Annotated in this window: 25 protein-coding genes and 1 riboswitch; of the genes, 23 read left to right on the forward strand and 2 right to left on the reverse strand. The window is 69.0% G+C overall.

Going from position 1 to position 22,642, the window contains the following annotated elements:
• Positions 1 to 29: 29 nt before the first annotated feature.
• From ASD13_RS15435 to ASD13_RS15465, 7 genes are all read left to right on the forward strand, one after another.
• A complete protein-coding gene (locus tag ASD13_RS15435) occupies positions 30 to 398 on the forward strand; it encodes a LysM peptidoglycan-binding domain-containing protein (RefSeq protein WP_055871014.1) in 369 nt (122 codons plus the stop codon).
• Between the two features lie 66 nt (positions 399 to 464).
• A complete protein-coding gene (locus ASD13_RS15440) occupies positions 465 to 1,550 on the forward strand; it encodes a histidinol-phosphate transaminase (RefSeq protein ID WP_055871018.1) in 1,086 nt (361 codons plus the stop codon).
• Complete coding sequence (gene hisB / locus ASD13_RS15445) at positions 1,547 to 2,164, forward strand: imidazoleglycerol-phosphate dehydratase HisB (RefSeq protein WP_055871021.1); 618 nt, start codon at positions 1,547 to 1,549, stop codon at positions 2,162 to 2,164. Before ASD13_RS15440 ends, hisB begins: the two co-directional genes overlap by 4 nt.
• Positions 2,161 to 2,796, forward strand: coding sequence for an imidazole glycerol phosphate synthase subunit HisH (hisH, locus tag ASD13_RS15450; RefSeq protein ID WP_055871024.1), 636 nt, complete (start codon positions 2,161 to 2,163; stop codon positions 2,794 to 2,796). Before hisB ends, hisH begins: the two co-directional genes overlap by 4 nt.
• Before the next feature lie 103 nt (positions 2,797 to 2,899).
• On the forward strand, positions 2,900 to 3,646 hold the full coding sequence (gene priA / locus ASD13_RS15455) for a bifunctional 1-(5-phosphoribosyl)-5-((5-phosphoribosylamino)methylideneamino)imidazole-4-carboxamide isomerase/phosphoribosylanthranilate isomerase PriA (RefSeq protein WP_017828559.1): 747 nt from the start codon (positions 2,900 to 2,902) through the stop codon (positions 3,644 to 3,646).
• Positions 3,630 to 4,427 carry an SseB family protein gene (locus ASD13_RS15460; protein ID WP_055871027.1) on the forward strand — a complete coding sequence of 266 codons (798 nt, stop codon included), beginning with the start codon at positions 3,630 to 3,632 and terminating at the stop codon, positions 4,425 to 4,427. Before priA ends, ASD13_RS15460 begins: the two co-directional genes overlap by 17 nt.
• 22 nt (positions 4,428 to 4,449) lie before the next feature.
• Complete coding sequence (locus ASD13_RS15465) at positions 4,450 to 4,863, forward strand: hypothetical protein (protein ID WP_055871030.1); 414 nt, start codon at positions 4,450 to 4,452, stop codon at positions 4,861 to 4,863.
• Here the strand turns inward: ASD13_RS15465 and ASD13_RS15470 are convergent, their stop codons facing one another.
• Entirely contained in the window at positions 4,864 to 5,262 is a 399-nt protein-coding gene (locus ASD13_RS15470; RefSeq protein WP_017828562.1) for a DUF1844 domain-containing protein, read from the reverse strand.
• Between the two features lie 255 nt (positions 5,263 to 5,517).
• On the opposite strand from ASD13_RS15470, the gene infC reads away from it, so the two are divergent.
• The 3 genes from infC (at position 5,518) to rplT (ending at position 6,830) form a co-directional block, all read left to right on the forward strand.
• The gene (gene infC, locus ASD13_RS15475) at positions 5,518 to 6,141 is read left to right on the forward strand and encodes a translation initiation factor IF-3 (RefSeq protein WP_127482140.1); all 624 of its coding nucleotides are present in this window, start codon (positions 5,518 to 5,520) and stop codon (positions 6,139 to 6,141) included.
• A gap of 73 nt (positions 6,142 to 6,214) precedes the next feature.
• The gene (gene rpmI, locus ASD13_RS15480) at positions 6,215 to 6,409 is read left to right on the forward strand and encodes a 50S ribosomal protein L35 (RefSeq protein ID WP_017828564.1); all 195 of its coding nucleotides are present in this window, start codon (positions 6,215 to 6,217) and stop codon (positions 6,407 to 6,409) included.
• A gap of 34 nt (positions 6,410 to 6,443) precedes the next feature.
• Positions 6,444 to 6,830 carry a 50S ribosomal protein L20 gene (gene rplT / locus ASD13_RS15485; protein WP_017202428.1) on the forward strand — a complete coding sequence of 129 codons (387 nt, stop codon included), beginning with the start codon at positions 6,444 to 6,446 and terminating at the stop codon, positions 6,828 to 6,830.
• An 8-nt stretch (positions 6,831 to 6,838) separates the two neighbouring features.
• Here rplT and ASD13_RS15490 read toward each other — a convergent pair whose 3' ends face one another.
• On the reverse strand, positions 6,839 to 7,291 hold the full coding sequence (locus ASD13_RS15490) for a ribosomal maturation YjgA family protein (protein ID WP_082531531.1): 453 nt from the start codon (positions 7,289 to 7,291) through the stop codon (positions 6,839 to 6,841).
• Positions 7,292 to 7,348: 57 nt separating this feature from the next.
• On the opposite strand from ASD13_RS15490, the gene ASD13_RS15495 reads away from it, so the two are divergent.
• The 13 genes from ASD13_RS15495 (at position 7,349) to ASD13_RS15555 (ending at position 22,533) form a co-directional block, all read left to right on the forward strand.
• Entirely contained in the window at positions 7,349 to 8,161 is an 813-nt protein-coding gene (locus tag ASD13_RS15495) for a TrmH family RNA methyltransferase (protein ID WP_055871257.1), read from the forward strand.
• Between the two features lie 35 nt (positions 8,162 to 8,196).
• Entirely contained in the window at positions 8,197 to 8,868 is a 672-nt protein-coding gene (locus ASD13_RS15500; RefSeq protein ID WP_055871036.1) for a response regulator transcription factor, read from the forward strand.
• Between the two features lie 3 nt (positions 8,869 to 8,871).
• The gene (locus tag ASD13_RS15505; protein WP_055871039.1) at positions 8,872 to 10,248 is read left to right on the forward strand and encodes a sensor histidine kinase; all 1,377 of its coding nucleotides are present in this window, start codon (positions 8,872 to 8,874) and stop codon (positions 10,246 to 10,248) included.
• Positions 10,245 to 11,207 (forward strand): TAXI family TRAP transporter solute-binding subunit, encoded by a 963-nt coding sequence (locus ASD13_RS15510; RefSeq protein WP_055871041.1) that lies wholly within the window; start codon positions 10,245 to 10,247, stop codon positions 11,205 to 11,207. Before ASD13_RS15505 ends, ASD13_RS15510 begins: the two co-directional genes overlap by 4 nt.
• Positions 11,208 to 11,458: 251 nt before the next feature.
• The gene (locus ASD13_RS15515) at positions 11,459 to 12,208 is read left to right on the forward strand and encodes an amino acid ABC transporter ATP-binding protein (RefSeq protein WP_017828570.1); all 750 of its coding nucleotides are present in this window, start codon (positions 11,459 to 11,461) and stop codon (positions 12,206 to 12,208) included.
• 55 nt (positions 12,209 to 12,263) lie between these two features.
• Positions 12,264 to 13,181, forward strand: a complete 918-nt coding sequence (locus tag ASD13_RS15520; RefSeq protein WP_055871044.1) for a glutamate ABC transporter substrate-binding protein — start codon at positions 12,264 to 12,266, stop codon at positions 13,179 to 13,181.
• Between the two features lie 80 nt (positions 13,182 to 13,261).
• Complete coding sequence (locus ASD13_RS15525) at positions 13,262 to 13,909, forward strand: amino acid ABC transporter permease (protein WP_055871047.1); 648 nt, start codon at positions 13,262 to 13,264, stop codon at positions 13,907 to 13,909.
• The gene (locus ASD13_RS15530; RefSeq protein ID WP_055871050.1) at positions 13,906 to 14,808 is read left to right on the forward strand and encodes an amino acid ABC transporter permease; all 903 of its coding nucleotides are present in this window, start codon (positions 13,906 to 13,908) and stop codon (positions 14,806 to 14,808) included. Before ASD13_RS15525 ends, ASD13_RS15530 begins: the two co-directional genes overlap by 4 nt.
• A gap of 42 nt (positions 14,809 to 14,850) precedes the next feature.
• On the forward strand, positions 14,851 to 15,891 hold the full coding sequence (gene pheS / locus ASD13_RS15535; RefSeq protein ID WP_055871052.1) for a phenylalanine--tRNA ligase subunit alpha: 1,041 nt from the start codon (positions 14,851 to 14,853) through the stop codon (positions 15,889 to 15,891).
• Complete coding sequence (gene pheT, locus ASD13_RS15540) at positions 15,891 to 18,401, forward strand: phenylalanine--tRNA ligase subunit beta (RefSeq protein WP_055871055.1); 2,511 nt, start codon at positions 15,891 to 15,893, stop codon at positions 18,399 to 18,401. The genes pheS and pheT overlap by 1 nt, the downstream gene beginning before the upstream one ends.
• Before the next feature lie 82 nt (positions 18,402 to 18,483).
• Positions 18,484 to 19,446 carry an NAD-dependent epimerase/dehydratase family protein gene (locus tag ASD13_RS15545; protein WP_055871057.1) on the forward strand — a complete coding sequence of 321 codons (963 nt, stop codon included), beginning with the start codon at positions 18,484 to 18,486 and terminating at the stop codon, positions 19,444 to 19,446.
• Positions 19,447 to 19,452: 6 nt separating this feature from the next.
• Positions 19,453 to 19,547: riboswitch (TPP riboswitch) on the forward strand.
• A complete protein-coding gene (thiM, locus tag ASD13_RS15550; RefSeq protein ID WP_055871060.1) occupies positions 19,538 to 20,386 on the forward strand; it encodes a hydroxyethylthiazole kinase in 849 nt (282 codons plus the stop codon). Its footprint overlaps the riboswitch before it by 10 nt.
• Positions 20,383 to 22,533, forward strand: a complete 2,151-nt coding sequence (locus ASD13_RS15555) for a bifunctional hydroxymethylpyrimidine kinase/phosphomethylpyrimidine kinase (protein ID WP_055871063.1) — start codon at positions 20,383 to 20,385, stop codon at positions 22,531 to 22,533. The genes thiM and ASD13_RS15555 overlap by 4 nt, the downstream gene beginning before the upstream one ends.
• Positions 22,534 to 22,642: the final 109 nt, after the last annotated feature.

Raw genomic sequence — 22,642 nt, forward strand, 5'->3', positions numbered from 1 at the left:
CGGCTCCGGGACAGGCTAAGGAGCACCACATGAGCAGCATCAGCTTCAGCACCGCAGCAGTCGTTCCGGCGTCGACCCGTCCTTCGACGCGACTCCGACTGACGACGCGTGGCCGCGCCGTGCTGCTGGCCTTCGCCTCCGTGCCGCTCGCGGTCGGCATCGCGTTCGCCGCACTCAGCGGTGGCAGTGCGATCGCCTCGGGTGCAGACACCGCGGCCGTCAGCGTCGAGACCGTCACGGTCATGCCCGGCGACACGCTCTGGTCGATCGCCACCGGCGTCGCCCCCGACGCCGACCCGCGCGACGTGATCGGTGAGATCAGCCGGATGAACCTGCTGCGTGGTGGCGAGCTCCAGATCGGTCAGACACTGGCCATCCCGGCCCAGTACGTGAACTGATCCTGCCGCAGCGTCGCTGCAGCAACTTTGCGTCATCGACTCGGGGCGCCGCTTAACATGGGAAGGGTGACCCTCTCCCTCAACGATCTCCCGCTACGTGATGATCTTCGCGGACTGACGCCGTACGGCGCTCCGCAGGCGCCCCTTCCGATCGCGCTCAACGTGAACGAGAACACACATCCGATCCCGGATGAAGTGGCCAGCGACATCCTCGACGACATCGCCGTGGCGATCCGCGACGTCAACCGCTACCCCGACCGGGAGTTCAGCACCCTTCGTGAGTCGTTCGCCGAGTATCTGGGGCACGGGCTCACCCCCGAGCAGATCTGGGCGGGCAACGGGTCCAACGAAGTGCTCCAGCACATCCTCCAGGCGTTCGGCGGGCCGGGGCGCACGGCGTTCGGCTTCGCGCCCACGTACTCGATGTACCCGCTGATCGCCCAGGGGACCGGGGCGCGGTGGATCGCCGGCACCAGGCAGCCCGACTACACGATCACGCCGGAGGAGGCCGCCGAGCAGGTGCGGGCCGCCGACCCGGACGTGGTGATCCTCTGCTCGCCCAACAACCCCACCGGCACGCCGCTGGGGCTCGACGTCGTCGAAGCCGTCTACGACGCGGCTCGGGGCATCGTTATCGTCGACGAGGCCTACCAGGAGTTCGCTCCCCGCGACGCGGTGTCCGCATTGACGCTGCTCGAAGGGCGTCCGCGGCTCGCCGTCTCGCGCACGATGAGCAAGGCGTTCGCGTTCGCGGGCGCTCGCGTCGGCTATCTCGCGGCGGATCCGGCCTTCATCGACGCGCTGCGGCTGGTGCGTCTGCCCTATCACCTGAGCGCCCTCACCCAGGCAGCGGCCATCGCGGCACTGCGCAACGCCGACGTCATGCTCGGGATGGTCGAGGAGATCGTCGAACAGCGCGACAGGATCACGGCGACCCTCGAGGCGCTCGGCTATCAGCCGCACGAGACGTGGTCGAACTTCGTGCTGTTCGGCGGAGTCGCCGACCCGAAGGCGACGTGGCAGCAGCTCTACGACCGCGGCGTGCTCGTGCGCGACGTCGGCATCCCCGGCCACCTGAGGGTGAGTGCCGGAACCGAGGCCGAGACCACCGCGTTCCTCGACGCCCTGGCCTCGATAGGATCGGCTTCATGAGCACCCCCGCACTGACCCCGCGCACAGCGAGCCGCGTGCGCAGCACGTCGGAGTCCACCGTCGAGCTCGAGCTGAATCTCGACGGCACCGGTGCGAGTCGCATCGACACGTCGGTGCCGTTCTTCGACCACATGCTCACCGCGTTCGCCAAGCACTCGCTCACCGACCTGACCGTGCGCGCGTCCGGCGACACGCACATCGACGCGCACCACACTGTCGAAGACGTCTCGATCGTGCTCGGCCAGGCGATTCTCGAGGCCCTCGGCGACAAGTCCGGCGTCTCCCGCTACGGCGACGCGCTCGTTCCGCTCGACGAGGCGCTCGCTCAGGCCGTCGTCGACATCTCCGGTCGTCCCTACCTCGTGCACACGGGTGAGCCCGCGGGGTTCGAGCACCACCTCATCGGCGGGCACTTCACGGGCTCGCTCGTGCGTCACTCGTTCGAGGCCATCACGTTCAACGCGGCTCTGACGGTGCACGTGCGCGTACTCGGCGGACGCGACCCTCATCACATCGCCGAGGCGGAGTTCAAGGCGTTCGCCCGTGCGTTCCGTCAGGCCAAGGCGCTGGACCCTCTCGTGGACGGCGTCCCCTCCACCAAGGGTGCGCTGTGAGCGCTGCACCTCGCATCGCGGTCTTCGACTACGAGTCGGGCAACGTCCATTCGGCGGTCAAGGCGCTCGTGGCCGCGGGTGCGGATGCCGTGCTGACACGCGACCGCGCCACCGCTCTCGAGGCCGACGGTCTCGTCGTGCCCGGTGTCGGAGCGTTCCAGGCCGTGCGTGATGCCCTGCGCGCCCATGGCGGAGACGAGATCATCGATCGTCGTCTGGCCGGCGGTCGCCCCGTGCTCGGGATCTGCGTCGGGATGCAGGTGCTGTTCGAGCACGGCGTCGAGCGCGGCCACGACACCGAGGGCCTCGGCGAATGGCCGGGGGCCGTCACCCAGCTCAACGCACCGGTGCTTCCGCACATGGGCTGGAACACGGTCGAGCCCGGTGCCGACAGCGTGCTGTTCCGAGGCATCGAGCAGGAGCGCTTCTACTTCGTGCACTCCTATGCCGCGCAGTCCTGGGAGCTCGACGTCATCCCGCCGTTCCCCGAGCCCGTCCTCACCTGGACGACCTACGGGGATCCTTTCCTCGCGGCGGTCGAGAACGGCCCGCTCTCAGCGACGCAGTTCCACCCGGAGAAGTCCGGCGAGGCGGGCATCCAGCTGCTGCGCAACTGGGTCCAGAGCCTCTGACGACGCCGGCAGGCGTCATCCGTTTTGTTCCCCGCCGTCCGGCGGACTACCCTCGGTTCTCGTGCCCGCACCGGGCCGAAGAGCTTCCCGATCCAAGGACCCCATGAACGACTTCGCGCAGTCCCCCTCGCTCACGCTCCTTCCCGCGGTCGATGTCGCCGGGGGCAAGGCCGTCCGCCTGACCCAGGGCGAGGCCGGCACCGAGACCAGCTACGGCGACCCGTTGGATGCAGCGGGGGAGTGGGCCGCGCAGGGTGCGAAGTGGATCCACCTCGTCGACCTCGACGCCGCATTCGGCCGCGGCAGCAATGCGCCGATCCTGCGCAAGGTCATCAAGCAGTTCAAGGGCGTGAACATCGAGCTCTCGGGCGGTATCCGCGACGACGCGACGCTGGAGGCGGCTCTGGAGAGCGGCGCCACCCGGATCAATCTGGGCACCGCGGCGCTGGAGAACCCGGAGTGGGCTGCCGACGTGATCGGTCGTTACGGCGAGGCCATCGCAGTCGGCCTCGATGTGCGGGGCACGACTCTCGCCGCCCGCGGATGGACCAAGGAGGGCGGTGACCTCTGGGAGGTGCTCGAGCGCCTCGAGGACGCCGGCTGCAGCCGGTACGTCGTCACCGACGTCACGAAGGACGGCACGCTCCGCGGCCCGAACCTCGAACTGCTGCGTGAGGTCACCTCGCGCACCCCGAAGCCGGTCGTCGCATCCGGTGGGATCTCGAGCCTCGACGACATCGCCGCGCTCCGTGAGCTCGTGCCGCTGGGCGTCGAGGGAGCGATCGTCGGCAAGGCACTCTACGCCGGCGCGTTCACGCTGGCTGAGGCACTGGATGTCGCAGGAGACTGACGCGCACGCCTGCGGGCCCGAGTCGCACAACCACGGCGATTCGGCCGGCGTCCCCTGGGAGGGGCGCAGCTTCGAGTCGAACCCGCACGCGGGGGACGACGGCTCCGCAGACCCCGCTCTCCTGGCCGCGATCCTTCGCTTCCGTGCGGGACAGGGCAGCCAGGCTGAGGTGGTCGACGCCTTCCGGGGTGCGCGGGTGCTGGTGCCGCTCATCGCGGAGAAGGGCGACGAGGGCGTCGCGCCGAACGGACTCACCGTCGACAAGACGCAGGAGCTGTCCATCGTGACGGTGGCGGCTCCCGACGGACGCCGCGTGCAGCCGGTCTTCTCCTCCGTCCAGGCCATGCAGGCCTGGGATCCGACCGCGCGACCGATTCCGGTCGAGGCGGTTCGCGCCGCGTTGGCGGCCTCCGCGGAAGACACCGACCTGATCGTGCTCGACCCGACCTCCGAGACGGAGTTCGTCATCCGGCGCCCCGCGGTGTGGGCGATCGCTCAGGAGCACCGCTGGGAGCCGAGCTTCCTCTCCACCGAGGTGTTCACCGCGCTCCAGGAGAGCGTGGCGCACGAACTGGCCGTGATCGACGTGGCGGTGGCCGCGGGCGATCCCGACGCACGGCTCCGGGGCCCCGAGCTGATCGTGATCCTCGAGCTCGTCGACGGTCTGGAGCGTGAGGTGCTCGACGCCGTGCTCTCTCGCCTCGCTCAGCGCTGGGCGTCCGACGACCGCATCGCCGTGCTCGCGGATTCGCTCACGGTGAAGCTCCGCCGCAGCGCCTGACCGCTTTCGCTACGATCGGGGCATGTCCCGCGGTCTGATGCGAGTCCTCGCCGTGGTCGTGCTCCTGTGTGGTGCCGCGACCGGCACCACGGGCTGCTTCACCGCGTGCCCGGCAATCGGCTACGTCAACGGGGCGGTCGTCGACGTGAGCGCATTCCCCGCGGTCGCGGCCGTCCAGTTCTGCGTGGACGCGGAGTGCTCACCGGCGCCGGGGGAGGACGAGACCTCCTCGACCAACATGTTCTCCACGTCCCGTCAGGACGACGGGACGTGGAGCCTCATGTTCGACATGTCCACGCCGGAAGACGTCGACATCCGTCTCTTCGACGCGCAGGGAACCCTCATCCACGAGGCTGAAGAGGCGATTGCCTGGACCCACACCGGAGGCGCCTGCCCCGGCCCCTCCACCGCGGAACCCCTGATCCTGCAGCCCTGACTAGTTGACCGGACCGGTCCACTTCTCGCCCGGTCCCTTGCCGATCGGGTCGGGAATCGTCGATGCCTCGCGGAAGGCGAGCTGCAGCGAACGAAGACCGTCACGCAGCGAGCGGGCGTGCATGTCACTGATCTCGGGAGCGCCGGCGGTGATGAGGCCGGCGAGAGCGTTGATGAGCTTGCGCGCCTCGTCGAGGTCGATCTGCGCCGCGGCGTCGGGATCGTCGGCGAGTCCGAGCTTGACGGCTGCGGCGCTCATGAGGTGCACGGCGGCGGTGGTGATCACCTCGACAGCGGGTACATCGGCGATGTCTCGGGTGGCCGACGATGCGGCCTCCTCCTGACGTGCCCAGCGCTCTTCGCGCTCACGTGCAGCCTCGTCCGGTGCCTGGTTCGTCACTTCGCCTTGCTTTCTGTTAGACTTTGGCGGGCTCCGGAGCGTCATGCTCCGGATCGAAAGAGGATTCACTTCCCACCCGCGCTTGCCGTTCAAGGCTACCGGGTCTTGCACTCCACCGGCTCCGTTCGCAAGACGGACCCGGCAGGAAGGGTGCGGAGCCGGCGTCTGAATGCCGGTGGGCGGGGACGATTCCGATTTCGCCCGTGATGCAGACAGCATCGCGGTGGCCGAATCACATCGTCTAAGGAGTTCCGCATCAGCGATCCCCGTACCAATGAGCGCATCCGCGTCCCCGAGGTCCGCCTCGTCGGCCCCGCGGGTGAGCAGATCGGCGTTGTCCGCATCGAGGCCGCGCTGCGCCTCGCGCAGGAAGCCGATCTCGACCTCGTCGAGGTCGCCCCCAACTCGAAGCCGCCCGTCGTCAAGATCATGGACTACGGCAAGTTCAAGTACGAGGCCGCCCAGAAGGAAAAGGAAGCTCGCCGCAACCAGGCGAACACGATCCTCAAGGAAGTCCGTTTCCGTCTGAAGATCGAGGCGCACGACTACACGACCAAGCTCAAGCGCGCCGAGGGCTTCCTCAAGGCCGGCGACAAGGTCAAGGCCATGATCCTGTTCCGCGGTCGCGAGCAGTCGCGTCCCGAGCAGGGCGTCCGCCTGCTGCGCAAGTTCGCTGAAGACGTCGCCGAGTTCGGCACCGTCGAGTCGAACCCGACCATCGACGGTCGCAACATGGTGATGGTCGTGGCTCCGCTCAAGAGCAAGTCCGAGGCGAAGCAGGAGCAGAACGCCGTGCGCGATGCTCAGCGTGCCGACAAGAAGCAGGCGGCGCGCGACGCGAAGAGCGATTCGCCCGCAGCCGCAGCTCCGGCGGAGTGATCCCCGCCCCCAGAACTCCCGCACCGCGGGTTGACACCGTCGCCTGAGAAGGCGCCATACGAAGGAAGAGAAGATGCCGAAGCAGAAGACCCACTCGGGTGCTAAGAAGCGCTTCAAGATCACCGGCAGCGGAAAGCTGAAGAAGCAGCAGGCCGGGATGCGCCACAACCTCGAGCACAAGTCGAGCCGTCGCACCCGTCGTCTGAACCAGGACCAGGTGCTGTCGAAGGCTGACACCAAGGTCGCGAAGAAGCTTCTCGGTCGCTGACGCGCACCGAACGCACGAATAGGAACACAGGAAAATGGCAAGAGTCAAGCGGGCAGTAAACGCCCACAAGAAGCGCCGGGTCATCCTCGAGCGCGCCTCCGGTTACCGCGGACAGCGTTCGCGCCTGTACCGGAAGGCCAAAGAGCAGGTCATCCACTCGCTGGTCTACTCGTACCGTGACCGTCGCAAGCGCAAGGGCGACTTCCGTCGTCTGTGGATCCAGCGCATCAACGCTGCGGCTCGCCAGAACGGCATGACGTACAACCGCTTCATCCAGGGCCTCGGCCTCGCGGGTGTTACCGTCGACCGTCGCATGCTCGCCGACCTCGCGGTCAACGACGCGGCGACCTTCACGACGCTGGTCGAGACGGCGAAGAAGGCTCTGCCCTCCGACGTCAACGCACCGAAGTCGGCTGCGTAAGCATCTCTTCACACAGGGCGCTCTCCTTCGGGAGGGCGCCCTGTGGCGTTCGTTGGCTCGGAACCGGCGGATGCGCGGGTGACGACCACGTCGACGAGGGCCGCCACGGCGACCGCGCCGGCGTACACCGCGAGGTCGCGGACATCGAAGCCCGAGCCGAGGACGAGACGGATCGGCGGGAACCGGGCTGCCCACTCGCGGGGAAGCCCGGTGAGCTGGAGCAGTTCGACGGCGGCGCAGAACACGAATGCCACGACCGCGATCGCGGGACGAGGCCGGCGCGGGGCGAGGAACGCGACGAGCAGGTAGATGAGCACGGCGTACAGGGCATCGCCCACGATGTCGCCGATCATCCCGCTCACACCGAGGTGAACGACGAGACCGATCCCTACCGTGACGGCGGCGACGACGGCGAGGGTGATCCGTCGGCGAGTGCTGTTCACCGTGGGGCTGTCGCTCATCCCGGCACCCTATCCCGATGGTGCGGGAACCAGCCGCGCGTTCTCTAGACTGTGATCGTGCTGGAGAACCCCCGTTCGCCCCGAGTCCGAGCCGTCGCGAAGCTGACCAAGCGCAGCGCGAGAACCGAGACGGGCCTGTTCCTTCTGGAAGGTCCGCAGTCCGTCCGCGAGGCGCTCACCTACCGTCCCGAGGCGATCGTCGAGCTGTTCGCGACGCCGAACGGCTGGGAGAGGCACCCCGACATCCGTGCGAAGGCCGCCGAGGCCGAGGTCGATGTCGAATACGTGACCGAGTACGTCCTCAACGCGATGGCCGACACCGTCACCCCGCAGGGGCTGGTCGCGGTGGTGCAGCAGACACCGACTTCCGTGCGCGACATCTTCGACTCCTCGCCACGGCTGGTGGCCATCTGCGAGGAGGTGCGGGACCCCGGGAACCTCGGCACGATCATCCGGGCTGCCGACGCCGCCGGTGCGGATGCCGTCGTGCTCACCGGCCGCACGGTCGATCCGTACAACCCGAAGGTCGTGCGCGCCACGACAGGGTCGCTCTTCCACCTGCCGGTGTCGGTCGGGGGAGACCTGGCCGATGTCGTCACGCGCGCCCATGCCGCAGGTCTGCGCATCCTCGCGGCCGATGTGAAGGGCGACGATCTGCTGAAGGCACGCGCCGAGGGCGTGCTCGAAGAGCCCACCGCATGGCTCTTCGGCAACGAGGCGCGCGGGCTCGAAGACGAGGCGCTCGCGCTCGCGGACCAGGTGCTCAAGCTGCCCATCTTCGGCCGTGCCGAATCCCTCAACCTGGCGACGGCCGCCAGCGTGTGCCTCTACGAGAGCGCCTTCGCACAGCGGGCGACGTCCGCCGGCTGAGTTCTCGGCCCCGAAGGAAGCAGGAGACGGAGTCGATGAGGATTCTGATCGTCGAGGACGACGACCGCGTCGCCGGCGCGCTCGAGGCGTTCCTCGCTCGGTCGGGATACGCGACCGTGCGCGCGGCGGACGGAGCGGCAGCTCTGGACCTGCTGGGTGCGGACACCGAGGTCGTCCTGCTCGATCTCGGGCTTCCCGACATCGACGGTGTCGACCTGTGCCGTCGCATCCGTGGCCGCTCGGAGGTTCCGATCGTCATCGTGACCGCGCGCAATCAGGTCGCCGAGCGCATCAAAGGACTGCGGGCCGGAGCCGACGATTTCGTGGTCAAGCCCTATGACGTGCACGAGCTCCTGGCCCGGATCGAAGCCGTGACCAGAAGAACACGACCGATGCGACCCGAGGCCGATGCCCGTGTGCTGCTGCATGACGGTGATGTGGAGATCGACCTCGTCGCACGGCAGGTCCTCGTCGACGGCACACCGATCGACCTCACGCGCAAGGAGTTCGACATCGTCGCGGTCCTCGCCCGATACCCGGGGGTGGCTGTGCCGAAGGAGCGCCTGATCCGCGAGGTGTGGAACACCGACTGGCGAGGGTTCGGGCACTCCCTCGAGGTGCACGTCGGCGCGATCAGGAAGAAGACCGGAGTCCGCGGGGTCATCGAGACCGTGCGTGGCGTCGGATATCGGCTTGCGGGGTCGTGACGCATGCGGCGCCGTCTGATCATCGTCTTCCTCGTACCGCTCGTCGCCATCCTGGCCGCGCTCGGCGGGGCTGCGGGATGGAGCGCCGCCCACGGCGTGCAGCAGGCGTTCTACACGCAGCAGCTCGGCGACCTCGGGTACTTCGCCACGAGCGCGCGTCAGGCTCTGCGATCCGGCAGCGCGGCGGTGATCGATGCCGAGGTGATGCGCTTCCGTGAGGTCTACGGAATCGAGGTCACCGTCTTCGATCTCGGCGGCAGCGTGTGGGCCGCAGGCGAGCAGGACCCGGCGGTCCTTCCTGAGGAAGACGCCGAGAGGGTCAGGCTGGCCCTCTCCGGGCGGCGGGCCGAGCAGCCAACGGTCGTGTTCCCCTGGACCGTCACGGATGCGGCGCTGGCCGAGCCGGTGTTCGACGACGGGGACGTGATCGGCGCCGTGCTGGTCACCGGTGACGTCGAAGCGCCGCGTGCCGCGATCCTGCAGCAGTTCCTCCTCATCTCCGCGATCGCGCTGGTGCTCATCGCGCTCGGAGTGCTCCTCGTGTTCCGCCTCGCTCGATGGGTGCTGTCGCCGGTGCGCCGGCTCGATGAGGCGATGGTCGCGATCGAGCGGGGTGAGATGGACGCGCGGGTCGCGGCGGATGACGGTCCGCCGGAGCTGCGCCGCATGGCGCAGGTGTTCAACGGGATGGCCGACGAGATCGAACGGGTGATGACGCGCCAGCAGGAGTTCGCACTCAACGCCTCTCATGAGCTGCGCAACCCCCTGAACGCTCTCCTCCTGCGCGTGGAGCATCTGGCGACCGGACTCGGGACGCAGTGGCAGCACGACGTAGAGGAGACGCGGGAGGAGGGGCGACGGATGACCCGTATCCTCGAGACGCTGCTAGGCCTCGCGCGCGGCGGACGCGGGGATACGGCCATCTCCGCTGTCGACCTCGCGACCCTCGCCGCCCGGCGCCTCGACGCGTGGCGCGACGTCGCCGCACAGCGCAGAGTCGGCTTGCGCGCCACGGGGGACTCGTCGGTGATGAGCGTGACCGATCGGACGATCGTGGAGAGTGCGCTGGATGCCGTGATCGACAACGCGGTGAAGTTCTCCCCTGAGGGGGCGCAGATCGAGATCGGTGCGCGACGCGATGGCCGGCTCTGCCGGATCACCGTCCGCGATCACGGTCCCGGTCTGACCGCGGAGGAGGCGGCAGCGGCGACAGACCGGTTCTGGCGCAGCGCCGAGAGCGGAGACACTCCCGGATCCGGGCTCGGCCTCGCCATCGCGAGCGACCTGCTCGCGACGGTCGGCGGGGAACTCTCCGTGGCCTCGGCGAAGGGCGGCGGCCTCGCCGTCGCGCTCGTGCTCCATGACGGGACGACGCCGTGAGGGCCCTCGCGCGGCGGCTCGTCGCCGGAGCGCTCGCGATCACGCTCCTGGCGGTGCTCACCGCGTGCAATCCCCGTGCGAGCGAGTGGACGGATGCGGAGTACGCGATCGCCAGTGGCGGGTCGACCGGCGTCTACTACGACTACGGGAGTCACCTGGCCGAAGAGCTGTCCGCATCGCTGGATATCAGGATGGGTGCGCAGGAGACAGCAGGATCCGTCGACAATCTGCTGCGGGTCAGCTCGGGGGAGGCCCTGATCGGGTTCGCGCAGGGTGATGCGGCCGCCGATGCGGTGGCCGGCACCGGGGCCTTCGACGCGCCGCTGGAGGTGCAGGCCCTCGCTCGGCTCTACGACGAATACGTGCAGGTCGTGGTGCGGGGAGACTCCGAGATCGACGACGTCGGCGATCTCGCCGGCCGCACGATCTCGCTCGGCGCGGAGAACTCCGGGGTGAACGTGATCGCCGCCCGCGTGCTGGATGCGGCCGGCGTCGATCTCGGGTCTGTCCGCAACCCTCAGCTCGACCTCAGCGAGTCGATCGGCGCGATGGAGCGCGGGGAGATCGACGGGTTCTTCTGGGTGGGCGGATTGCCGACCCCTGGAGTGGCGGAGCTCTCCGAGAGGTCGCCGGTTCGCCTGCTCCCGATCGAGCAGGAGTGGGTCAACGAGGTGAACGAGCGGTACTCGCACGCCTACCGTCCGGCAGATGTCCCGGCCGGGACCTACGGCCTCGTGGATTCCGCGCCGACGATGGCGGTGCCCAACTATCTCGTCACGGCAGCCGCGACCCCTGACGCCGTCGTGCGCGACGTGCTCGCCGGGCTGTTCGACGCGCGTCTGCGCATCGCGGGGGAGGTGCCCACCGCGGCGTTGCTGGACCGTCGTTCGGCGATCTTCACCGGTCCCGTCCCTCTGCACCCCGGGGCCGTGGACTACTACCGGGACCTGCGCGGCTGACTGCTCAAGAAATCCTCAAGAAGTCTGACACCGGGGTCCACCCTCTGTCATTGTGAGGTCGATCGTGAACGATCGTCGCCTGCTGCTCAACTGTCTTTGGGGTGCTGCAGCAGGACGATTCCGCGGCCCGTGGGGGCGGGCCGCGGGGTACCCATGCACAGCTGCATTGGTGCCGCGATCAGGTGATTACGAACGTGTAAATCTCACCGAGGTGCCTGGAGACCCGCGTCCGACGTGGCTAGTTTGGAGAAATGATGACCTCTGATACCCCGCTCGTCGTGGTCGAGAACGTCCAGAAGCACTACGGCGATTTCCAGGCGCTCACCGACATCGACCTGACCGTCAACTCGGGGGAGGTCGTGGTCGTGATCGGCCCGTCCGGCTCCGGCAAGTCGACGCTCTGCCGCACGATCAATCGTCTCGAGACGATCACGAGCGGCAGCATCAGCATCGACGGCAAGGAGCTCCCGGCCGAGGGCAAGGGCCTGGCGCATCTGCGGGCGGACGTCGGCATGGTCTTCCAGTCCTTCAACCTCTTCGCCCACCTCACGATCCTCGAGAACGTGACACTCGGCCCGATCAAGGTCCGCGGCATCAAGAAGGCCGACGCCGAGAAGGAGGCGATGATGCTGCTCGAGCGCGTCGGCGTCGCCCAGCAGGCGAACAAGCTCCCCGCCCAGCTCTCCGGCGGCCAGCAGCAGCGCGTGGCGATCGCCCGCGCTCTCGCGATGCAGCCCAAGGTGATGCTGTTCGACGAGCCCACCAGCGCCCTCGACCCCGAGATGATCAACGAGGTCCTCGACGTCATGGTCGAGCTGGCGCACGACGGAATGACAATGATCGTCGTCACCCACGAGATGGGCTTCGCCCGCAAGGCCGCCGACCGCGTGGTCTTCATGGCCGACGGACGGATCGTGGAGGAGGCGACTCCCGAGGAGTTCTTCACGCATCCGAAGAGCGATCGCGCCAAGGACTTCCTCTCGAAGCTCCTCACGCACTGACGTCCACGCACCGACCACACAGACCCTGCACACACAGCACACGAAGGAGACGCACATGCGACGCACACGGACACTGGCAGGTATCGGAATCGCAGCGGCCGCGCTGCTGGCGCTCACCGCCTGCAACAGCGGTACGCCGTCCAGCACAGGAGCTCCGGAGGGCGGCGACGAGGGCGAGGCCTCCAGCAGCACCCCGTGGACCGTCCTGACCGACGTCAGCATCGACGGCAGCCCGACGTTCGACCGGATCGAGTCTTCCGGCACGATCAAGGTCGGCGTCAAGGAGGACCAGCCGGGCCTCGGCTACCTCGACCCGGTGACGGGCGACCGCACCGGATTCGACGTCGACATCGCCCGCTGGATGGCGGCATCGCTCGGCGTCGACCCGGAGAAGATCGAGTTCCAGGCGATCGCCTCCGCGAACCGCGAGCAGGCCATCGTGAACGGCGACATCGACTACTACGTCGGCACCTACTCGATCACCGACAAGCGCAAGGAGCAGATCTCCTTCGCCGGTCCCTACTTCGTCACCGGTCAGGGCCTCCTCGTCGGCGCCGACAGCGACATCAAGAGCGTCGACGACCTGAGTGCCGAGACGACGGTCTGCTCGGCGACCGGATCGACGCCGATCCAGAACATCAAGACGAACTACCCCGACGTGCCGACCAAGGAGTACGACACGTACTCGAAGTGCGTCGAGGACCTGAAGAACGGTCAGGTGGATGCCGTCACGACCGACGAGGCGATCCTCATCGGCTACGCGGCCCAGGACCCGGACAAGCTGAAGGTCGTCGGGGAGCCGTTCAGCGAGGAGCGCTACGGCATCGGACTCGCCAAGGGCGATGACGCACTGGTCGAGTACTTCAACACGCAGCTGACCGACGGCGCGAAGATCTGGCAGCAGATCTTCGACAACAACCTGGGTGCCTCCGGCGTCAAGGCGACGCAGCCCGAGGTCGACCCGATCGGCTGATTCCTGCGGGGCGGTCGACAGGTTCGACCGCCCCGCTCATCGGCAGGAACATCCGAGAACTCGAATCGACAGGAGCAGCTGTGGGAGTCATCACCGACCACCTCGACCTCTGGGGAGAGGCACTGTGGGGAACCATCGTGCTGTTCCTGGGCGGTGGCATCATCGCGCTGGTTCTCGGACTCATCGTCGGGGCCGCGAGAGTATCGCCGGTTCCGATCGCACGAGCCGTCGGCGGCATCTATGTGAACTGGATCCGCAACACGCCGCTCACCCTCGTCATGTTCTTCTTCGCGTTCTGCCTCCCCATCCTGCTGGGGGAGCGGGTGAACTCCCTCCTGCTGGCCGTGATCGCCCTCGGGCTCTACACCGCGACCTACGTCGCCGAGGCGCTGCGCGCCGGCATCAACACGGTGCCGGTCGGACAGGCCGAGGCCGCGCGTGCGATCGGCCTGAACTTCGGACAGGTCATGCGCTACGTGGTGCTGCCGCAGGCGACGCGCTCGGTCGTCCCGCCCATGATGAGCGTGCTCATCGCACTCATGAAGAACACCACGGTGGCGGCGGGGTTCTCCGTCGTCAACCTCGGCACCATCCGCGCGGCGCTCAGCGAGCGCGGGGAGAACGCCCTCGTCGTCCTGCTGTGGGTCATGGTCCTGTTCGTGGTGCTGGTGCTGCTGCTCGCCTGGGTGCAGCGCGTTCTCGAGAACAAGTGGAGGATCGCGCGATGAGTTCCGTCCTTTTCGACGTCCCCGGCCCTCGTGCCGTCGTCCGCAACCGGCTCATCGGAGCCGCAACGGTCCTCGTCGTCCTCGCCGTGCTCGGCTGGGTCGTGTGGAGACTCTTCGCCACGGGACAGTTCTCTGCGGAGAAGTGGAACATCTTCACCTTCTCCGCGGTCTGGGTCCGGTTCGGCGAGGGATTGGTGGCCACGCTGGCCGCATTCGCGGTCGCCGGTGTCGGATCTATCGCCCTCGGCTTCCTGCTCGGCATCGGGCGCCTGTCGGAGCACGCCTGGGTGCGTGAGCCCGTCCGGTGGATCATCGAGGTGCTGCGAGCGGTGCCCGTGCTCATCCTGATGATGCTGCTGTACTACGGCCTCCCCGTGATCGGTGTGAAGATGCCGCCGTACTGGGCCGTCGTGATCGCCCTGATCGTCTACAACGGCTCCGTGCTCGCCGAGGTGCTGCGTGCCGGCATCGAGTCGCTGCCCCGTGGGCAGAAGGAAGCCGGCTACGCGATCGGACTGCGAAAGACCGGGGTGATGTACTTCATCCTGATCCCGCAGGCCGTGCGAGCGATGATGCCGGTGATCATCGCGCAGCTCGTCGTCGCGCTGAAGGACACCGCGCTCGGGTTCATCATCACGTACCAGGAGCTCCTCTACGTCATCAACCAGATCGGCAACCAGGCGCCCTACGGGTCGCCGCTGATCCCCGCGGCGATCGTCGGCGGATCGATGTACGTGGCCGTGTGTCTGCTGCTGTCCTACATCGCCTACCGCCTGCAGCGTCGGGCCAAGCGCTCGCCGAAAGCCGGGCCGGCGGTGCAGGATCCCCGTCAGCACGGCGGCGAGACGAACACCTCGCTCATCGTCCTGCAGGGAGACGGGTCCGAGAAGACGCGTTGATCCGCGAAAGGGACCCACGAGCCCCCGGTAGACTCGATTCTCGTGTCAGAGTCTCCTGAAATCACCCCGGAAGCGGTCGAAGCCGCTGTCGCCGACGCCCTCACGGCGATCGCCGCAGCCGCCGACACCGCCGAGCTGAAAGCGGCTCGCGCCGCACACGTCGCCGACGGATCGCCGCTCGCGGTCCTGAACGCCTCGATGCGCCAGGTCGCCCCCGAGAACAAGGCCGCGTTCGGCAAGCTCGTGGGTCAGGGGAGAGGGCAGGTGACCCAGGCGCTGGCCGCGAAGGAGGCCGAGCTCGCCGAGGCCGAGGTCGCCGCGCGACTCGAGGCCGAGCGTGTCGACATCACCGCCGTGCCCTCGCGCACGCGGGCCGGCGCGCGCCACCCGCTCACCCTCCTGCAGGACCAGGTCTGCGACATCTTCGTCGGCATGGGCTGGGAGATCGCGGAGGGGCCGGAGCTCGAGCACGAGTGGTTCAACTTCGATGCCCTGAACTTCGACGTCGACCACCCTGCCCGTCAGGAGCAGGACACGTTCTACGTCGACCCGACCTCGCGCCACCTCGTGATGCGCACGCACACGAGCCCCGTGCAGGTGCGCTCGATGCTCGACCGCGAGGTGCCGATCTACGTGCTGTGCCCAGGGCGGGTGTACCGCACCGACGAGTTCGACGCCACGCACCTTCCGGTGTTCACCCAGTTCGAGGGTCTCGTGATCGACAAGGGCATCACGATGGCACACCTCAAGGGCACGCTCGACCACTTCGCCAAGCAGCTCTTCGGCCCCGAGGCTGAGACACGCTTCCGCACCAACTACTTCCCCTTCACCGAGCCCTCCGCCGAGCTCGACCTGTGGCACCCGACCTTCAAGGGCGGCGCGCGCTGGATCGAGTGGGGTGGCTGCGGCATGGTCAACCCGAACGTGCTGCGCGCCGCCGGGATCGACCCCGAGGTGTACAGCGGCTTCGCGTTCGGCATGGGCATCGAGCGAGGACTGATGTTCCGCAGCGACGTCCAGGACATGCGCGACATGGCCGAGGGCGATGTCCGATTCAGCGAGCAGTACGGGATGGTGGTGTGATGCGCGTCCCGCTTTCGTGGTTGCGTGAGTACGTCGATCTGGCAGCGGATGCCACGCCCGAGGATGTCCTCGCGGCGCTGGTGACCGTCGGCTTCGAGGAAGAGGACGTGCACCGCTTCGACATCACGGGTCCCGTGGTCGTCGGGCAGGTCGTCTCGCTCGACGCCGAACCGCAGTCCAACGGCAAGACCATCAACTGGTGCCAGGTCGATGTCGGCGAAGAGCACGGTGGCATCCGCGGCATCGTCTGCGGCGCGCACAACTTCGTCGCCGGCGACAAGGTCGTCGTGACGCTTCCCGGCGCCGTGCTGCCCGGTCCGTTCCCGATCGCCGCGCGCAAGACCTACGGTCACGTGTCCGACGGCATGATCGCCTCGGCCCGCGAGCTCGGCCTCGGGGATGAGCACAACGGCATCGTCGTGCTCTCGGACCTCGGCATCGATGCGCCTGTCGGCACCGACGCGATCGCGCTGCTCGGTCTCGACGACGTCGCGGTGGAGATCAACGTCACACCCGACCGCGGCTACGCCTTCTCCCTGCGCGGCGTCGCCCGTGAGTATTCGCACGCCACCGGGGCGACCTTCCGCGACCCCGCTGAGCGTGATTTCGCCGAGCTGCAGCCTGGCAGCGGACACACCACCGTCGTCGAGGACGTCGCCCCCGTGCGCGGGAACATCGGCGCGAGCGAGTTCGTGACGCGCGTCGTCCGGGGCGTCGACCCCTCGCGTCCGACGCCGCCGTGGATGGTCGCGCGGCTCAGCCTCGCGGGCATGCGCTCATTGGGCGTGCTGATCGACATCACCAACTACGTGATGCTCGAGTTGGGTCAGCCGCTGCACGGCTACGACCTCGACAAGCTCGCCGGCGGCATCACCGTTCGTCGCGCGAACCCCGGCGAGAAGATGACCACCCTCGACGGTGTCGAGCGCACGCTGCACGTCGAAGACCTCCTCATCACCGACGAGTCCGGCCCGATCGGCCTCGCCGGCGTCATGGGCGGTGGCACGACCGAGATGAGCGACACCACGCGGAACGTGCTGATCGAGGCCGCGAACTTCGACCCGACGACCATCGCCCGGTCGGCGCGCCGGCACAAGCTGCCCAGCGAGGCATCCAAGCGCTTCGAGCGCGGCGTCGACCCGCTGATCCCCTTCGTCGCCGCCCGCCGTGCCGCCGACCTCATGGTCGAGCTCGCCGGAGGCACGCTCACCGAAGAGGGTGGCGCACTGTTCGCCGAGGTCTTCGTCGGCGAGATCGAGCTTCCCGCCGGCTTCGTACAGGGGCTCATCGGCGTCGACTACACCGACGACGAGATCACCGGCGCACTGACCACCATCGGCGCCGATGTCACCGCGTCGGAGGAGGGTTCCGGCTGGACCGTGATCCCGCCGACCTGGCGCCCCGACCTCACCGACAAGTGGACGCTGGCAGAGGAGGTCGCCCGCATCCACGGGCTCGACCGCATCCCCTCGGTGCTGCCGACGCCTCCGTCCGGCCGCGGACTCACGGCGCACCAGCAGGGTCGCCGCCGGGTGGCCGATGCGTTGGCCGCAGCGGGGCTCGTCGAGACGCCGTCATTCCCGTTTACCACCGATGTGCAGAACGACCTGCACGGATCCGCCTCGGGCGCGCACCTGCCGAGCATCCGTCTGGCGAACCCGCTCGACGGGCAGGCTCCGTACCTGCGTCGATCGCTCATCCCGGGCCTGCTGCAGACCGCGCACCGCAACATCTCGCGGGGTCTCACCGACCTCGCGATCTTCGAGACGGGTGTCGTCTTCCTGCCGGAGCCCGGAGTGGAGTACGGCACGGAAGACGTGCCGCCGCTGGGCGAGCGTCCGTCCGACGAGACCCTCGCGCAGTTGAACGCCTCCATCCCGCCGCAGCACCGGTTCATCTCGGCGCTGCTGACCGGTAACGTCGCCCCGCGCCAGCCCGGCCGCCCCGCCGAGGCCGCCGGTCTCGTCGAGGCGCTGGATGCCGTCCGCGTGATCGCGGCAGCGGCCGGCGTCGAGATCGACGTCGTGCAGGCCGAGCGTGCGGCACTCCACCCCGGACGCACAGGATCGCTCCTGGTCGCGGGCGAAGAGGTCGGCTACGTCGGCGAGCTGCACCCCGCCGTGGCCGAAGGGGCCGACCTCCCCGGGCGTGCGACCGTGTTCGAGCTCGATCTCGACCGCATCCTGTCGCTCGCCGGTGGTCGCGTCGTCGCCGCATCGCTGTCGACGTTCCCCGCCGCCACGCAGGACGTCTCGCTCACACTGCCCGCCGAAGTTCCGGCCGCAGATGTGCAGGCCGCCCTCGCCGAGGGAGCCGGTGCGCTGTTGGAATCGGTGCGTCTCGTGGACGACTATCGCGGAGACGGCGTGCCGGAGGGTTCCAAGAGCCTCACCTTCGCTCTGCGATTCCGCGCCGACGATCGCACCCTGACGGCGGCCGAGGCCACCGCGGCCAAGCTCGCGGGTGTCGACGTCGCCGCGCAGCGATTCGGAGCAGCGCTCCGCGACTGAGCGATGCGCTGTCCCGGAGGGGGCCCTCTGCCCTGAGCGGAGAGGGCTTCCCTCTCGCAGCGGTTGCTGGTGGCATGGAGCCATGACGAATGTTCTGATCCTCGGCGGGACGGGGTGGCTTTCCGGGCGGATCGCCCGGAGATGGCTCGAGTCCGGAGCGGCCGTGACATGTCTGGCCCGGGGCGAGCGCCTCGCGCCGGCAGGAGCGGTGCTCGTGACCGGCGACCGTGACGACCCTGGGATCTACGCCGCGCTCGCGCGGAAGGACTGGGATCACGTCGTCGACATCTCCTCTCAGGCCGCGCACGTCGTGGCAGCGGTCGAGGCTCTCGGAGACCGCACGGCGCGATGGACGTACGTGTCCTCCCTCTCGGTGTACGCCGATGACGCCACGGTCGGCGCCGATGAATCGGCGCCGCGGCATCCTGCCGCCCGCCCCGGCGACGAGTACGAGTACGGCCCGCAGAAGGCGGCGGCCGAAGACGCCGTCACGATGCTGGGGGATCGCGCGTTCATCGTGCGACCCGGACTCATCGTCGGGGACGGCGACCCCAGCGACCGCTTCGGGTACTGGGCTGCGGCATTCTCCCGAGCCGGGGAGGAGCCCGTGCTGCTGCCTCCGCTCGAGAGGCGCAGCGCGCAGGTGATCGACGTCGACGACGTGGCCGCCTACATTGTCGCCGCCACGCGGAGCGGAGCGGTCAACGCGATCGGGGACGAGCATCCCCTCGCCGAACTGCTGCAGACCGTGCGCGAGGAGGCAGGGCACACCGGGGAGACGGTGGTCGCCGACGAGGAGTGGCTGCGAGCACACGGCGTCGCGCACTGGGCAGGTCCGCTCTCGCTTCCGCTGTGGCTTCCTCCCGAGATGTCCGGCTTCATGACCCGCTCGAACAGCGCATTCCACGACAGCGGGGGACACCTGCGCCCCCTCGCCGACACCGCTCGACGCGTCGTCGCCGACGAACGGGTGCGCGGCGTGGACAGGGAGCGCCGGGCCGGACTCACGCGGGCGCAGGAGAAGGCTCTGCTGGCCGATCGCTAGACTGCGAGCAGTGACACGGGGTGCCGCAATCCGCGGCTGAGAACAGACCCGTCGAACCTGATCTAGTTCGTACTAGCGAAGGGATGTCGCGATGAGCGATCTTCTGCGTCCTGAGACCACCCACGACCTCGCCGGCGATGCCGCGACCCTGCTGGGGGTGCTGCGAGAAGCGCCCCCGTTGACGCACTGCATCACCAACGCGGTCGTCACCGGGTTCACCGCCAACGTCCTGCTGGCTCTCGGTGCCGCTCCCGCCATGGTCGACATCGTCGATGAGGCGGGGATGTTCGCCGGCATCGCCTCCGGGGTGCTGATCAACCTGGGGACACCCACGCCCGAACAGCGCGCGGCCACTCTGGAGGCCGTCGCCGGTGCCGTCGCGTCCGGCACGCCCTGGGTGCTCGACCCGGTCGCGATCGGCGCGCTCCCGGTTCGCACCGCACTCGCCCATCAGCTCGTCGGGCACCGCCCCACCGCGATCCGCGGCAACGCCTCCGAGATCCTGGCCCTCGCGGGGCTGAGCGCGGGCGGTCGCGGGGTAGATGCCACCGACAGCACAGATTCCGCGGCCGATGCAGCCCTCTCGCTGGCTCGGAGCACGGGCGGCGTCGTCGCGGTCTCGGGGCCGGTCGACCTCATCACCGACGGGGAGCGGGTGCTGCGCGTGTCCAACGGTCACGAACTGCTGACCCGAGTGACCGGCGGAGGCTGCGCTCTCGGTGCGGTGATGGCCGCCTTCCTCGGAGCGGCCAGAGCGACGACGCATGACGCGCTCAGCGCCGTGGCCTCGGCGAGCCTGGTCTACACGATCGCGGCGGAACGAGCGGCAGCGGTATCGGCAGGGCCCGGCAGCTTCGCCGTCGCCCTGCTGGATGCGCTCGCCGCGGTGGGCGCCGACGACATCCGAGCTGCCGCACGCATCGAAGGCGGTGCCCTGTGAACGCCGATCTCTCGCTCTACCTCGTCACGGACGCGGCCCTCTGCGGAGACCGTGGCGTCGTCGAGACCGTCCGCCGCGCGGTCGACGGCGGCGTGCGCATCGTGCAGCTTCGTGACAAGGACGCGACCGACGCCGAGACGGTCGATCAGCTGCTGGCACTGTCGCAGGCGATCGACGGCCGCGCTCTTCTGGTCGTGAACGATCGGTTGGATGCCGCCGTGGCCGCTCGCGAGCGCGGCGCACGGGTCGACGGCGTGCATCTCGGACAGGGTGATGCCTCGGTGCTGCGTGCACGCGAGGTACTCGGACCGGAGGCTCTGATCGGCCTCACCGCGAACAGCCCGGCGCACCTCGACGCGGTCGAGGCTCTGCCCTCCGGCACGGTCGACTACCTGGGCGTCGGGGTGATCCGTCCGACCACCACCAAACCGGATCACCCTGCCCCTCTCGGCGTGGAGGGCTTTCGCGGCCTCGTGTCGCGAAGCGCGCTGCCGTGCGTGGCGATCGGCGGGGTCGGCATGGATGACACCGAGGCCCTTCGTGAGGCCGGTGCGGCCGGGCTCGCCGTGGTCTCGGCGCTGTGTGCCGCCGACGATCCCGCCACCACCGCCCGGCAGTTCCGGCGACGCTGGCTCAGCGGCTCCGTCCCGAGGGTGCTCAGCATCGCCGGAAGCGACCCCTCGGGAGGCGCGGGCGTCCAGGCCGACCTCAAGTCCATCGCCGCCAACGGCGGATACGGCATGGCCGTGCTCACGGCGCTGACCGCGCAGAACACGCGGGGAGTGCGAGCGGTGCACGTTCCGCCCGTGGAGTTCCTCCGCGCGCAGCTCGACGCGGTCTCGGACGACATCGTGATCGATGCCGTGAAGATCGGGATGCTGGCCGACGCCGACGTCATCCGCGCGGTGGGAGCCTGGCTCGACGCTGTGCGTCCGCCCGTCGTCGTGCTCGATCCCGTGATGGTGGCGACCTCGGGGGACCGACTGCTGGATCCGGACGCCGAACGGGCGCTGCGCGATCTCCTCGCACTGTCGACGCTCGTGACCCCGAACCTCGCCGAGCTGGCGGTGCTCGCCGGGCGCGACCTCGCCGACTGGAACGACGCGATCTCCGCGGCCGAGCAGCTCTCCGCCGAGGTGGGAGCAGCCGTGCTCGTCAAGGGTGGCCACCTTCCCGGCGACGAGGCCCCCGATGCGCTGGTCGATGCGCGGCGAGGGCTGCGCCAGGAGTTCATCGCTCCCCGGATCCCGACCCGGAACACGCACGGCACCGGCTGCTCGCTGTCGTCCGCGCTCGCGACCCTGCTCGCTCGTGGCGAAGAGCCCGGAGATGCCGTCAGCGCCGCGCGGGACTGGCTCCGCGAGTCCCTGCGCGCAGGAGACGCACTGCGCGTGGGTCGTGGACACGGGCCGATCAACCACTTCGCCGGACTCTGGGAACGTGGGGGCGCCGAGACCCGACCCGCGGCGGGCGACGTCGCCACGCAATGGTGGCGGGGCATCGCCGCGATCCGTACGGGGATCGAGGAGCTGCCGTTCATCCGTGCGCTCGCCGCCGGGACGCTGGAGCGCGCGCCGTTCCTGTTCTACCTCGCACAGGACGCCCTGTATCTGCGGGAGTACGCGCGTGTGCTCGCCGAGGCGGCCCGGCTGGCACCGACATCCGACGAGCAGGCCTTCTGGGCGGACTCCGCCCGCGGCTCCATCGTGGGCGAACTCGAGCTGCACGCCTCATGGCTCACCCCCTCGCACGGCGTGAGTGCGGCCACCTTCGCCGCAGAGCCGGCGCCCGCGACGACCGCATACCTCGACCATCTGCGCTCCGTCGCGTTCGGCGGCGACTATGCGGAGATCATCGCCGCTGTCCTCCCGTGCTTCTGGCTCTACACCGATCTCGGGCGGCGCCTGCACGCGGGGGAGTTCGGGGAGTACGCGCGAGCTGCGGGGCATCCGTACGCCTCGTGGCTCGCGACGTACGCGGATCCGGCATTCGAGGAGGCCACACGGACGGCGGTCGCCTACGTCGCCGACGCCGCGGCACAGGCGGATCCCGGAACACGGGCACGCATGCGCCGGGCGTTCGAGGCGTCGAGCGCCCACGAGCTGGCGTTCTTCGCCGCGCCGATGGGGCCGCAGCGTCTCAGATGACGGAGCGGATTTGCGGTGGCCGCCGGGGCCGCGCTACTGTCGCGACATGCCTTCGGCCGCCACCGCTTCTTCGACGCTCGCTCCGAGCGTCATCGCTGTGCGCCGACGC

The sequence above is a fragment of the Microbacterium sp. Root1433D1 genome (assembly GCF_001426835.1).
Classification (GTDB): Bacteria; Actinomycetota; Actinomycetes; order Actinomycetales; family Microbacteriaceae; genus Microbacterium; species Microbacterium maritypicum.